Raw genomic sequence first — 12,833 nt, forward strand, 5'->3', positions numbered from 1 at the left:
GATGACCCGGACCGTCGTCGTGATCGGCCACGGGATGGTCGGCCACCGCTTCGTCGAGAGCCTGCGGCGCCGCGACACGGAGGGCTCGTTCCGCGTGGTGCTACTCGCCGAGGAGTCGCGGCCCGCCTACGACCGGGTGGCGCTCTCGTCGTACCTCGGCGCGGCGTCGGAGGCCGACCTGGCGCTGGCGGACGAGGAGTTCCTCACCGACGACCTCGTCGACCTGCACCTCGACGACCGCGCCGTCGGCGTCGACCGCGGCGCACGGGTCGTGACGACCGCGCGCGGCAGGCAGGTGTCCTACGACGAGCTCGTGCTCGCGACCGGCTCGGTGCCGTTCGTGCCGCCGGTGCCCGGGCGCGACCTCCCCGGCGTCTTCGTCTACCGGACCCTCGACGACCTCGACGCGCTGCGCGCGGCCGCCGGGCGCGCGACCGCCCGGGCGGGGGCCGGGCGGCGCGCGGGCGTGGTCGTCGGCGGCGGGCTGCTCGGGCTGGAGGCGGCCGACGCGCTGCGCACGCTCGGGCTCGTCCCGCACGTCGTCGAGATGGCGCCGCGGCTGATGCCCGTCCAGGTCGACGAGGGCGGGGGCGCGCTGCTGCGCCGGCTCGTCGGCGAGCGGGGACTGCGGGTGCACACCGGGGTCTCGACGTCGTCGATCACCCGGGACCACCGCGGCGGGCTCACCGTCACGCTCTCCGACGGCAGCGAGCTCGACGCCTCGGTAGTCGTGTTCTCGGCGGGCATCCGGCCGGCGGACTCCCTCGCGCGCGACATCGGGCTGCCCGTGGCCGAGCGCGGCGGCGTGTTCGTTGACGGCCGGTGCCGCACTCAGGACGAGCACGTGTGGGCGATCGGCGAGGTCGCCGCGGTCGGCGGGGAGGGGTCGGCACCGCGGACGTACGGGCTGGTCGCGCCCGGGTACGCGATGGCCGAGGTCGTCGCGGACCGGCTGACCGGTGGTGACGCCCGGTTCGGCGAGGCCGACACGTCCACCAAGCTCAAGCTGCTCGGCGTCGACGTGGCGAGCTTCGGCGACGCGCACGCGACGGCGTCGGGGGCGCTGGAGGTGCGCGTCGACGATCCGGTGGCGGGGACGTACGCCAAGCTCGTGGTCACCGACAGCCAGAAGGACGGTGGGGGCACGACGCTGCTCGGCGGCGTGCTCGTCGGCGACGCGTCGCCGTACGAGACGCTGCGCGGGTTCCTCGGCGAGACGCTGCCCGGCGACCCGATGGCGCTGATCGCGCCCGCGTCGGAGGGTGCCGCGGTCGGCGTCGACGCCCTGCCCGACGGGGCGCAGATCTGCTCGTGCAACGCGGTCACCAAGGGCGCGCTCGTCGCGGCGATCACGTCGGGCGAGGCGTCGACGGTGCCCGAGCTCAAGGCGTGCACCCGGGCCGGGACGACGTGCGGGTCGTGCGTGCCGACGCTGGGCACGGTCCTCCGGCGTGCGGGGTCGAGGTCTCGACGGCGCTGTGCGAGCACTTCGACCGGTCGCGCGCCGAGCTCTACGAGATCGTCATGGCGACCGGGCTGCGGACGTTCTCGTCGATCGTGGAGTCCCACGGGCGCGGGCGGGGCTGCGACGTGTGCAAGCCCGCCGTCGCGTCGATGCTGGCGACGCTGGCCGGCGGGCACGTCCTCGACGGCGAGGCGGCCACGCTGCAGGACACCAACGACCACTTCCTGGCGAACCTGCAGCGCAACGGCACCTACTCGGTGGTGCCGCGGCTGCCCGGGGGCGAGGTCACCGGCGAGGGGCTCATCGTCATCGGCGAGATCGCCCGCGACTTCGGGCTGTACACGAAGATCACCGGCGGGCAGCGGATCGACATGTTCGGCGCGCGCGTCGAGCAGCTGCCGGTGATCTGGCGCCGGCTCGTCGACGCCGGGTTCGAGTCCGGGCACGCGTACGGCAAGTCGCTGCGCACGGTGAAGTCGTGCGTCGGGACCGACTGGTGCCGCTACGGGGTGCAGGACTCGGTGTCGCTCGCCGTGGCGCTGGAGCTGCGCTACCGGGGACTGCGGTCGCCGCACAAGCTCAAGAGCGGCGTCTCCGGGTGCGCCCGCGAGTGCGCCGAGGCGCGGTCGAAGGACTTCGGGGTGATCGCCACCGAGACGGGCTGGAACCTCTACGTCGGCGGCAACGGCGGGTTCACCCCGCGGCACGCGGAGCTGCTCGCCGCCGACCTCGACACCGCGACGCTCGTGCGGACCATCGACCGGTTCCTCATGTTCTACGTGCGCACCGCCGACCGGCTGCAGCGCACGGCGCCGTGGATCGAGGGCCTCGAGGGCGGGCTCGACCACCTCCGCGAGGTGATCATGGAGGACTCGCTGGGCGTGTGCGCCTCGCTCGACGAGCAGATGGCGCGGCACGTCGCGGACTACGCCGACGAGTGGGCAGCGGTGCTGCAGGACCCGGAGAAGCTGGAGCGCTTCACGTCGTTCGTCAACGCGCCCGGGGCCCCGGACCCGAGCGTCGAGTTCGTCGACCACCGCGGCCACCGCGTCCCGGCGGGGATGAAGCAGGGCCAGCCGACGACGGTGCCCGAGCTGGACTTCGGACCCCGGGTGATCGGCGGGCCGCGGCTGCCGGTGCGCTCGTCCCGGGAGGTGGGCGTGTGACCGAGCTGAGGGAGCACCCGCCGAACACCACCGCCGGCGCCGCGGCGAAGGACCCGTCGCCCGATCCCGTCGCCGTCGCGGCCGGGCCGGTCACGGCGTCGGCGTGGACGGCCGTGTGCCCGCTGGAGCGCGTCCAGCGTGAGCGGCCCGTCGGGGCACTGGTGGCGGGCGAGCCGGTCGCCGTCGTCCGCACGCACGACGACCGGCTGTTCGCGCTCCACAACGTCGACCCGTTCTCGGGCGCCTCGGTGCTCGCGCGCGGCATCGTCGGCGACGTCGGCGGGCGGCCGGTGATCGCGTCGCCGGTGTTCAAGCAGCACTTCGTGCTCGAGGACGGCCGCTGCCTCGAGGACGCCGACGTCGCCGTGGCGACCTATCCTGTGCGGGTGGTGGACGGCGTCATCGAGATCGGGCATCCGTGACCGCGCCCCTGACCGGGTGGCGGGTCGGCGTCACCGCCGACCGCCGCGCCGACGACCAGCTGGACCTGCTGCGCCGCAAGGGCGCCGAGGTCGTGCACGGCCCGACGATGCGGATCGTGCCGCTGGAGGACGACGCGCAGCTCGCGGAGATCACGCGGGGGCTGCTCGCCGACCCGCCCGCGGTCGTCGTCGCCACCACCGGGCAGGGCTTCCGCGGGTGGCTCGAGGTGGCGGCGTCGTGGGGGCTCTCCGGCGCGCTCGAGGCGGTCCTGGGGTCGGCGACGATCCTCGCCCGCGGCCCCAAGGCGCGCGGGGCGATCCGCGGCGCGGGGCTGCGCGAGGCGTGGTCGGCCGACGAGACGGAGTCGTCGCCGGAGGTGCTCTCGCATCTCCTCGCGTCGGGGGTGGACGGCGTGCGGATCGCGGTGCAGCTGCACGGCGACCCGATGACCGAGTTCCTGGGCGCGCTGCGCTCGGCGGGCGCCGACGTGGTGACGGTGCCCGTGTACCGGTGGGAGCCGCCGCCGGATCTGCCCGCGGTCGACGCGCTGATCGACGCGATCGTCGCGCGCGACGTCGACACCGTGACGTTCACCAGCGCGCCGGCCGTCGAGGGGCTCGTGCACCGGGCGTCGGCGCGGGGGCTGCGCGACGAGGTCCTGGCGGCGCTGGGCTCGGGGGAGGTCCTCGCGTGCTGCGTGGGGCCGGTGACCGCGGCGCCCCTCGAGCGGCTCGGCGTGGTCGGCATCGCGCCGGAGCGCTTCCGGCTCGGGGCGATGGTGAAGCGGCTGGAGGAGCACGCCCGCTCGCTGGCGCAGGCATGACGGCCCCGGCCCTGGTGCTGCTCGCGCACGGGACGAACGACGAGGCGGGCTGGGCGACGATCGAGCGGCTGCACGCCGCCGTCGGCCACGCCCTGCCCGAGGTCGACGTGCGCCTGGGCTACGCCGGGGTGGTGGGGCCGTCGCTGGCGGACGTGCTGGCCGACCTGCCGGGGCGCGTGGTGGTCGTGCCGGCGTTCCTGGCGTCGGGGTTCCACGTGCGCGTCGACGTGCCCGAGCAGCTCGCGGCGATCGGGCGGGAGGACGTCGCGGTCGCCGAGCCCCTCGGGCCCGACCCGGAGCTGATCTCGGCGCTGCTCGACCGCCTCGCCGAGGCCGGGTCCCGGCCGGGCGACACGGTGGTGCTCGCGGCGGCGGGCTCGACCGACCCGGTCGCGCAGGAGGACCTGCGCACCGCCGCCGCCCTGCTGACCGCGCGGGTGGGGCACGAGGTGCCGGTCGGCTACATCGCGGGCGGCGAGCCGCGGGTGGCGTCGGTGGTGGCGTCGACGGCGGTGCGCGGGCCCCGGGTCGTGCTCGCGACCTGGCTCCTCGCGCCCGGCGCGTTCCACCGCTGGCTCGCCGACGCCGGCGCGTCCGTCGTCGCCGAGCCCCTGGGCGACCACCCGGACGTCGTCTCCGTGGTGGTCGAGCGCTACCGGGCGGCGGCGTGACCGTCCGGACGGGCGCGCGGGTCGGGCTCGCGGTCCACCTCTACGCGTCCGACGGGCGCTGGATCGCCTGGTACCGGCCGGGGCTGCCGTACCTGTGGAGCACGCGCGACCGCTGGATCGGCTGGTTCCCGTGGTCGCACGAACCGACGCCGGAGCCGCGCGACGACGTCCTCGACCCCGCCGACGCCTATCTCGGCACGGTCGTCGGTGACCGTCTGCTGGCACGCATCGTGCACCGGCCCCGTCCCGTGCCGTCGCGGGTCCCGGAGCCCCAGCGGCCGGTCGGCCCGCCCGACGTGGACCGGGCGCAGGCTCTGGCTACCCCGGTCGGCTTCGTCGACATCGATGAAAGTCGACTGTTCGGCGACTGAGCGCCACCCCGGTGTTTACCCGGCGTCACGATAGGGTGATGCTGTCCCCATGCTCGCCCGCGTGATCGGCACGATCGTGATCATCCTTGTGCTGTTCGCGATCGTCTCGAACCCCCAGCAGTCCGCCGCGACCACCCGCAACGGCGTCGAGACCCTCGGCGACGCGGGCTCCTCGATCACCGTCTTCCTGACGAACGTGGTCAACTCCATCGCGGTCAGCACCGGCTCGCGCCCGGCGGGCTCGACGTACACGACCACCGTCCCGTACGGCGGCGTGGACACGGGCGACGGCTCCACCCCGACCGTCCGCTGACCCCTTCCCTCATCGGACCGGTGTCGACGCACCTACCGGTGCGAGCGATGCGGCATCGCTGGCGTCTGACGCCAGAATCGCCACATCCTCGCTGTGCGACACGCCGTGGGAGCGGAGGTCAGGCTCCGCGCGCGACCTCATCGAGGTAGATCACGTCGGGCGCCGGGAGCAGCGCCGCCACGGTGAGGCCGTCGTCGACGTCCTTCTCCACGCCGTCCGGGTCGTCCCGTAGTTGAGTCGGTCGGGTGCCGACGACCACGAGGCCGGCATCACGCAGCGCTCGGCGGCGCCGGGCCGTGATCTCTATCTGGGCCCGTGTCGCGAAGTGGGCCTCGACCGAGTCGATCTCCCACACGAAGCCGATGTCCTCGACACAGACGTCCACCATGGCCAGCAGGCGCCCGTCCCGGCGCAGGACCCGCACGTTGAACCTCGCCGGCGGCAGCCCGCGGGACTCCCACCACTCGCGGGCGTCGAACTCGGCGGCCGACAGGACGCCCGCTCCCAGCGCACGGAGCACCGCCCGCGGAGCGGCCGACCCCTTGCGGCATCCCGCCTCGAGCTCCTCGGCGAGCTGCTCGACCAGGACCATCTGCCGCTGCACGGGCTCGGCGAGCAAGCCTGCGATGCTCGTCGGGTCGCGACGGCGCCGGGCCTCGTCGAGCACGGCGCGGACCAGCGGGGCCACCGCGAGGGTGTTCCGCTCGAACGGTCGCGGCGGGCGGATCGTCCGCTCGACGACGACGAAACCGACGCTCCGGATCTGACGGTGCGCCGGAACGAGGACGTGGACCACGTCGTCGTCCGGGAGCCGGCGCAGGCTGTGGTGACGCGGGGCCGAGGTCCCGGTCAGCATCGCTCCGGCACCGCAGTACACCAGCGCGGCGATCTCGCGCTCACGCCGTGTCGGTGTGCCGTTGTGCAGGAGGATGACCGCCGGCAGGAGGCGCTGCCACGGACCGCCGTGCCGGCACCGGCGGTAGACCGTCGTCTCGTCGATCCCCAGTGCCACGAGCGTGCGGACGGCGATGACGCCGTCGACGCTCTGCGCCAGCAGCTTCTCGAGGTCCCAGTCGCCGGATCGCATGTGGTGAGGGTCGTGGCCTGCCGCCGCCCGGCGGGAGCGTCCGTACGCCGGCTGTGGATGGCGGCCCGGGCTGGGGATCGTCACCACGCACGTCGCTGACCGGACTGGTCCGGTCACCCCAACGGTCTGCTCCGACGCGCTCACGCCATCGGGGCGCCCGGACGCCGGGTGCAGCGCTCGCTGCCGCTTCCGCTCGGCGTGTCGCGCTCGCGAGCATGTGGCGATCCTGGCGTCAGACGCCAGCGATGCCGCATCGCTCATGGGCCGGGCCGCCGTTCGGGGGCGGGTCACGGCGGCGAAACGTGGCGCGGAGGACGACCCGCTCTCGTAGTCACGAGGAAACACTTCGGAAATCGTCGGTTGGTGTGCTCGATCCCGGCGCGAGGTCGGCGAGGACCCGCAGCCTCCCCGCATCCCCGGCCGTCGCGCCGGTCGCCGCCCCCGACGAGACACCACTCGAGGAGAACCCAGCATGACGAGCACCGAGCTCTCCGACGTCGAGAAGAAGAGCCTCGAGGAGATCCCGCACCCCTCGCTGCCCGAGGGCTCGAGCATCTACGGCGGCACGAAGGTCTTCCCCGACCTGCATGCCGAGAACGGCGAGTCCTACTTCACGCTCGTGCACGGCATCGCGCACGAGTCGTCGGTCAGCTTCGTCGCCGTCCTGCAGGCCACGCGCGCGCTGCGCAAGGGCTTCGAGTCGGCGATGTACTTCTACGGTCCCGGCTCGCTGAACTGCCTGGCCACGCGCGGATTCCCCACCACCGGCACCTCGGCGTTCCCCGGCGAGCACAACATCAACGACCAGCTCAAGACGTTCATGGGCGAGGGCGGCAAGGTCTACTGCTGCCGCTTCGGGCTGTCGCTGCACGGGGCGCGCGAGGAGGACCTCATCGAGGGCGTCATCCCGACCCACCCGCTCGACGTCCAGGACGCGCTCATCCACTACGCCCGCAAGGGCGCGATCATCAACTCGACCTACCAGCTCTGAGCCGCCACGGCGCGGTGCGGACCCGCCGGCCCGCACCGCGCCCGTGACATCCCCCGCGTCCCGAGCCAGGAGGTCCGTCAGTGTCGTCCCCGCACGATCTCGGGCTGCCCGTTCCTTCCCCGTTGGCCGCCCGCTCCGCCGTGGCCGTCCGCGGCGTCGCGCTCGACCTCCCCGAGGACACCGGGACCGTCGACCTCGGCGTGTCCATCCCCCTGCACCGTCCCGGGGGCGCGGGCCCGTCCGCGGACGGCCACGTGCTCGTCGACGGGCTGAAGACGACGATCCCGATCAACCCCGCGAGCCCGTACCGCCTGCGCGACGGCCGGCTCGTCCGCACCGGCCCCGACGGCGGTGTCACCGACCTCGGCGTCGCCGTCGACACCGTCGCCCGGCCCGCGTTCTACGACCTCACCACCGCCGACGGCGTCCCCTACGAGAAGATCGCGCGCCTGCACGGCGACGACGTCCTCGCGACGACCGTCGTCCAGACCTGCGTCCGCTACGGCGAGCAGGACCGCTGCCGCTTCTGCGCCATCGAGCAGTCGGTCGACAGCGGCACCACGGTCGCCGTGAAGACCCCCGACCAGCTCGCCGAGGTCGCCGCGGCGGCGGTCCGCCTCGACGGCGTCACGCAGATGGTGCTGACCACCGGGACGAGCAACGGCCGCGACCGCGGCGCCCGCCACCTCGCCCGCTGCGTGCGCGCGATCAAGGCCGCGGTGCCCTCGCTGCCGATCCAGGTGCAGTGCGAACCGCCCGCCCCGTCCGACCTGGCGGCGCTGCAGGTGCTCAAGGACGCCGGGGCCGACGCCGTCGGCATCCACGTCGAGTCGCTCGACGACGCCGTGCGCGCCCGCTGGATGCCGGGCAAGGCCACGGTCCCGCTGGGCCAGTACCGGCTGGCCTGGGACGAGAGCGTGCGCCTGTTCGGCCCGAACGCCGTGTCGACCTACCTCATCGTCGGCCTCGGCGAGGACCCCGACGAGCTCGTCGCGGGCGCCGCCGAGCTCGTCGACCGCGGCGTCTACCCCTTCGTCGTCCCCTACCGCCCGATCCCCGGCACGCTCGCGTTCGCCGACGGCGACCCCGCGCCCGACCCCGAGCTGCTCGCCGAGGTCACCGCGCGCGTCGCGAAGGTCCTGCAGGCCGCGGGCATGCGCGGCGCCGACCAGGCCGCCGGCTGCGCGGCGTGCGGCGCGTGCTCGGCGCTGTCCGCGGCGGGGGGCTGAGCATCGTGTCGATCCTCGATCTCGGCGCGGCCGACGAGCTCCTCGGCGGACGCGCGCGCCGCCCGTCCCGCGACGTCACCGTCGCCGAGGCACCCGCGAGGGACGCGCGCCACCCCGACGTCGTCGCCCACCGCGCCCTGCGCCGCGCGGTGTTCGTCGATGAGCAGGGCCTGTTCCGCGCGGACGCCGCCGGCGACCTCGACGAGCACGACCGCGATCCCCGCGCCGTCGTGCTCGTCGCCCGTGACGGCGCCGGTGCGGTGCTCGGCGGGGTGCGCCTCGCGCCCGTCGACCCGGACGTGTCCCGCCCGGACCTCGGGTGGTGGACGGGCAGCCGCCTGGTCGTCGCTCCGTCCGCGCGCCGCCGGACGGGCCTGCGCGTCGGCGCCGCCCTCGTCCGGGCCGCGTGCGCCCGCGCCGAGGCCGCCGGGGTGCTGCGCTTCGAGGCGGACGTGCAGACCGCCAACGAGACGCTCTTCCGCCGGCTCGGCTGGCAGCGCCTCGGCGACACCCACGTGGAGGGCCGCCCGCACGTGCGCATGCGGTGGCCGGTCGGGCGCTTCGCCGAGCTCGTCGCGGCGACGAAGGCCCCGCTCGGCGAGCTCGTCGCGGGCCTGGCCGGCTCGGGCCGGCACGTCGGGGACGACGGCTGCCCCGTCCCCGGGAGCGACGTCGTCGCGGCCTGCGACGCGATCCTGCCCGCGATGGTGGAGCGCGACCCGGAGTGGGCCGGGTGGTGCGGGGTGCTGGTCAACGTCAATGACCTCGCCGCCATGGGCGCGGCGCCGACCGCCCTGCTCGACGCCGTCGGCGCGCGCGACGCCTCGTTCGCCCACCGCGTCCTGACCGGCCTGCGCGCCGCCGCCGACGCCTACGGGGTGCCGGTGATCGGCGGGCACACCCAGCTCGAAGTGCCCGCCTCGCTCTCCGTCACCGCGCTGGGCCGCACCGCGAGGCCCGTCGCCGCCGCGGGCGGACGGCCCGGCATGGCCGTGCGCCTCACCGCCGACCTGCACGGCACCTGGCGTCCCGGCTACACGGGCCGGCAGTGGGACTCGACGTCGACGCGCACTCCCGCCGAGCTGCGGGCGATGGTCGCGGCGATCGGCCCCGACGCCGCTCACCGGCCCGCGGCGGCGAAGGACGTGTCGATGGCCGGGGTGGTCGGCACGCTCGGGATGCTCGCCGAGGCGTCCGGGACCGGTGCGGTGCTCGACGTCGCCGCCGTGCCGCGCCCGGGCGGGACCACCGTCGCCGACTGGCTGACCTGCTTCCCCGGCTTCGCGCTGCTCACCGCCGACGCGCCGGGAGCGCCGGCCCCGGCGGCGGGCCCGGCGACGAGCGCCGTGTGCGGGGAGCTGATCCCGGGCGCCGGGGTGGCCCTGCGCTGGCCCGACGGCGAGCTGACCGGGGCCGTCGCGGGCGGCGTCACCGGGCTGGGTGCGGCAACGACCGGAGGGACACTCCCATGACCGTCAGGACGTTCGCGGCCGCCGCCGCGGGCTTCGGCCGCGACCTGGACGAGGGGTTCGCGACGATCTCGGCGCTGCTCGGGCGGGCGCGCGCGGCCGGCGCCGACCTGCTCGCGCTGCCCGAGGCCGCGCTCGGCGGCTACCTGTCGTCGCTGCACGACGACCCGGCCACCGGAGAACCCGCCGATGTCCCGCCCCAGCTGGAGGTCGACGGCCCCGAGGTGCGGCGGCTGATCGCGCTGGCCGGCGACACCGTCGTCACGGCGGGCTTCTGCGAGCGCGGCGACGCCGCGTCGGGCGGGCGTCCGTACAACAGCTGCGTCGCGGTCACCGGCGACGGCGTGCTCGGGCACCACCGCAAGGTCCACCAGCCGCTGAACGAGCACTCATCGTACGCCGCGGGCGACCGCTTCGCCGCGTTCGACACGCCGGTCGGCCTGCTCGGCATGATGATCTGCTACGACAAGGCGTTCCCCGAGGCGGCGCGGGCGCTCGCCGTCGACGGGGCGCGGGTCGTGGTGTGCATGTCGGCGTGGCCGGCGGCGCGCACCGACCCGTCGCCGGTGCTCGCCGACGACCGCTGGACCCGCCGCTTCGACCTCTTCGACCGCGCGCGGGCGCTGGAGAACCAGATCGTCTGGGTGTCGGCGAACCAGGCCGGGACGTTCGGCGACATGCGGCTGGTCGCCAGCGCCAAGATCGTCGACCCGGGCGGGGAGGTGCTGGACACCACGGGCACCCAGGCCGGCCTGGCCGTCGCGTCGGTCGACGTCGACGACGCGGTGGACGCGGCGCGGCGCTTCATGGGGCACCTGCGCGACCGCCGCCCGCGGTCCTACGCGCGGCCGTCCGCACCCCTCGTCCCGGCGCGGGCCGGCTAGGCCCGCGGGTGGTCCGCCTCGCCGCTGCCGCGGCCCACTTCACCCGCGACGTCGGGTTCGACCTCGATCGCGTCAAGATGATCGTCTCGCACGCCCGGGACGCCGGGGTCGCGCTGCTCGCGCTGCCCGACGGGGCGCTGGGCGGGTACCTGACCGACCTGCGCCACCCCGACGAGGAGTGCCTCCCGCCGCTGCTCGAGCCCAACGGCGACGAGGTGCGGTCGGTGATCGACATCGCGGGCGAGATGGTGGTCTGCCTCGGCTACAGCGAGCGGGGTGCCGGCGGGCGGCGCTACGACGCGGCGGTGTGCCTGTCGGGCGACGGGATCCTCGGCCGGCACCGCAAGGTGCACATCCCGGCCGGGGTGGCGCCGCTGTTCCACCCCGGCGACGGGTTCGCCGCGTTCGACACCCCGCTCGGGCGGATGGGCCTGCTCATCGACCACGACAAGACGTTCCCGGAGGCGGCCCGGACGCTCGCGGTCGACGGCGCCGAGGTCATCGCGTGCCTCTCGGCGTGGCCGACGTCGCTGACGAACCGCGCGCCGCGGATGGCGCAGGACCGCCAGGCGCGGTTGTTCGACCTCTACGACCAGGCGCGGGCGGCGGAGAACCAGGTGGTCTGGCTGTCGTCGAACCAGAGCGGGCGGCACGGGGCGCTGCACTTCCTCGGCCGCGCCAAGATCGTCGGTCCGGGCGGGGAGATCCTGGCGCGGACGTGGTCGAAGGGCGGCCTGGCGGTCGCCGAGGTCGATCTGCCCGGCATCGTCGGCGCGGCGCGGTCGGTGCTGCACCACCTGTCCGAGCGCCGGCCGTCGACGTACGGGAACTGACGTGCGCATCGCCCTGCTGACGTACTCGACGAAGCCGCGCGGGGGCGTGGTGCACACGCTCGCGCTGGCCGAGGCGTTCGCGCGGGCGGGACACGACGTGACGGTATGGGCGCTCGCGCGCGGGGGCGACACGGGGTTCTTCCGGCCGGTGGCCCCCGAGGTGGACGTGCGGCTGGTGCCGGTGGCGGAGGTCGAGGGCGAGAGCGTGGGGGAGCGGATCCTGCGGTCGATCGCGCTGCTGGGTTCCGCGTTCGACGAGGCGTACGACGTCGTGCACGCGCAGGACTGCCTCACGGCGAACGCGGTGGGGCGCGCCCGTGGCTACGGCTCGCTGTGGCGGACCGTGCACCACCTCGACCGCTTCACCACGCCCGAGCTCGCGGCGTGCCACGAGCGCGCGATCGCGGAGCCGGCGGCGCTGGTGTGCGTGTCCCGGGCGGTCGCGGGGGAGGTCCTCGCGGGGTGGGGGCGCCGGGCGGCGGTGATCGGGAACGGGGTGGAGTCCTCGCGGTTCGCCGGCGCCGCGGCGTCGGGCGCGGGGGAGCCGTGGCGCGCGCGGTACGGGCGCTACGTGCTCGCCGTCGGCGGGATCGAGCCGCGCAAGGGGACGCTGGATCTGGTGTCGGCGATGGGCCTGGTGCCGGGGGTGCCGCTGGTGATCGCGGGCGGGGACACCCTGTTCGACCACCGGCCCTACCGCGCCGAGGTGTTCGCGCGCGCCGCGGAGCTGGGCGTGGAGCCGGTGGTGCTCGGGCCGGTGGCCCACGAGGAGCTCCCGGGGCTGGTGGCGGGCGCGGCGGTGTTCGCGTTCCCGTCGACGCAGGAGGGCTTCGGGCTCGCGGCGATGGAGGCGCTCGCCGCCGGGGTCCCGCTGGTGACGCGGGACCTGCCGGTGCTGCGCGAGGTGTTCGCGGGGGCGGCGCGGTTCGCCGACGCGCCCGAGGGCTTCGCGCGCGAGATCGGCGACGTGCTCGCGGGCTCCGACGTCGACCCGGCCCACGCGACCGTGGGCCGCGCGCTCGCGGCGGCACACACCTGGGACGCGACGGCCGACGCGCACCTGGCTCTGTACCGCCGCGGTGGTCCGAAGAGCTGAGGCCCGGTACGA

At 75.4% G+C, this 12,833-nt stretch carries 12 protein-coding genes and 1 pseudogene; 12 read left to right on the forward strand and 1 reads right to left on the reverse strand.

Annotated elements, in window-relative coordinates; all coding sequences use genetic code 11:
* Position 1: 1 nt before the first annotated feature.
* The 6 genes and pseudogenes from nirB (at position 2) to PHK61_RS05240 (ending at position 5,232) form a co-directional block, all read left to right on the forward strand.
* A pseudogene (gene nirB / locus PHK61_RS05215) lies at positions 2-2,631 on the forward strand (nitrite reductase large subunit NirB).
* Positions 2,628-3,053, forward strand: coding sequence for a nitrite reductase small subunit NirD (gene nirD, locus PHK61_RS05220; protein ID WP_274279905.1), 426 nt, complete (start codon positions 2,628-2,630; stop codon positions 3,051-3,053). The pseudogene nirB and the gene nirD overlap by 4 nt, the downstream one beginning before the upstream one ends.
* Positions 3,050-3,877: a uroporphyrinogen-III synthase gene (locus tag PHK61_RS05225; protein ID WP_274279906.1), complete on the forward strand. Its 828-nt coding sequence runs from the start codon at positions 3,050-3,052 to the stop codon at positions 3,875-3,877. Before nirD ends, PHK61_RS05225 begins: the two co-directional genes overlap by 4 nt.
* On the forward strand, positions 3,874-4,548 hold the full coding sequence (locus PHK61_RS05230; protein ID WP_274279907.1) for a sirohydrochlorin chelatase: 675 nt from the start codon (positions 3,874-3,876) through the stop codon (positions 4,546-4,548). Before PHK61_RS05225 ends, PHK61_RS05230 begins: the two co-directional genes overlap by 4 nt.
* On the forward strand, positions 4,545-4,919 hold the full coding sequence (locus tag PHK61_RS05235; protein ID WP_274279908.1) for a hypothetical protein: 375 nt from the start codon (positions 4,545-4,547) through the stop codon (positions 4,917-4,919). Before PHK61_RS05230 ends, PHK61_RS05235 begins: the two co-directional genes overlap by 4 nt.
* Positions 4,920-4,968: 49 nt before the next feature.
* A complete protein-coding gene (locus PHK61_RS05240; RefSeq protein WP_274279909.1) occupies positions 4,969-5,232 on the forward strand; it encodes a hypothetical protein in 264 nt (87 codons plus the stop codon).
* Between the two features lie 118 nt (positions 5,233-5,350).
* On the opposite strand, the gene PHK61_RS05245 is transcribed toward PHK61_RS05240, so the two are convergent.
* Positions 5,351-6,319, reverse strand: a complete 969-nt coding sequence (locus tag PHK61_RS05245) for a hypothetical protein (RefSeq protein ID WP_274279910.1) — start codon at positions 6,317-6,319, stop codon at positions 5,351-5,353.
* Positions 6,320-6,791: 472 nt separating this feature from the next.
* Between PHK61_RS05245 and PHK61_RS05250 the strand changes: the two genes are divergently transcribed.
* From PHK61_RS05250 to PHK61_RS05275, 6 genes are all read left to right on the forward strand, one after another.
* Entirely contained in the window at positions 6,792-7,310 is a 519-nt protein-coding gene (locus PHK61_RS05250; RefSeq protein WP_274279911.1) for an MSMEG_0572/Sll0783 family nitrogen starvation response protein, read from the forward strand.
* 80 nt (positions 7,311-7,390) lie between these two features.
* Positions 7,391-8,539, forward strand: coding sequence for an MSMEG_0568 family radical SAM protein (locus tag PHK61_RS05255; protein WP_274279912.1), 1,149 nt, complete (start codon positions 7,391-7,393; stop codon positions 8,537-8,539).
* Complete coding sequence (locus PHK61_RS05260) at positions 8,509-10,011, forward strand: MSMEG_0567/sll0787 family protein (protein ID WP_274279913.1); 1,503 nt, start codon at positions 8,509-8,511, stop codon at positions 10,009-10,011. Before PHK61_RS05255 ends, PHK61_RS05260 begins: the two co-directional genes overlap by 31 nt.
* Positions 10,008-10,892 carry a carbon-nitrogen hydrolase family protein gene (locus tag PHK61_RS05265; protein WP_274279914.1) on the forward strand — a complete coding sequence of 295 codons (885 nt, stop codon included), beginning with the start codon at positions 10,008-10,010 and terminating at the stop codon, positions 10,890-10,892. The genes PHK61_RS05260 and PHK61_RS05265 overlap by 4 nt, the downstream gene beginning before the upstream one ends.
* Before the next feature lie 8 nt (positions 10,893-10,900).
* On the forward strand, positions 10,901-11,725 hold the full coding sequence (locus PHK61_RS05270; protein WP_274279915.1) for a carbon-nitrogen hydrolase family protein: 825 nt from the start codon (positions 10,901-10,903) through the stop codon (positions 11,723-11,725).
* A gap of 1 nt (position 11,726) precedes the next feature.
* Positions 11,727-12,821, forward strand: a complete 1,095-nt coding sequence (locus PHK61_RS05275; protein WP_274279916.1) for an MSMEG_0565 family glycosyltransferase — start codon at positions 11,727-11,729, stop codon at positions 12,819-12,821.
* The last annotated feature ends 12 nt before the right edge of the window (positions 12,822-12,833 follow it).

Origin of the sequence: Actinomycetospora lutea (genome assembly GCF_028737205.1) — a bacterium.
In the GTDB taxonomy this organism is placed as follows: domain Bacteria; phylum Actinomycetota; class Actinomycetes; order Mycobacteriales; family Pseudonocardiaceae; genus Actinomycetospora; species Actinomycetospora lutea.

Bases quoted from the DNA above. Each gene is read 5' to 3' on its own strand.
- PHK61_RS05230 (WP_274279907.1), top strand. From the start codon at position 3,874: ATGACGGCCCCGGCCCTGGTGCTGCTCGCGCACGGGACGAACGACGAG.
- PHK61_RS05240 (WP_274279909.1), top strand. From the start codon at position 4,969: ATGCTCGCCCGCGTGATCGGCACGATCGTGATCATCCTTGTGCTGTTC.
- PHK61_RS05245 (WP_274279910.1), bottom strand. From the start codon at position 6,319: ATGCGATCCGGCGACTGGGACCTCGAGAAGCTGCTGGCGCAGAGCGTC.
- PHK61_RS05250 (WP_274279911.1), top strand. From the start codon at position 6,792: ATGACGAGCACCGAGCTCTCCGACGTCGAGAAGAAGAGCCTCGAGGAG.
- PHK61_RS05265 (WP_274279914.1), top strand. From the start codon at position 10,008: ATGACCGTCAGGACGTTCGCGGCCGCCGCCGCGGGCTTCGGCCGCGAC.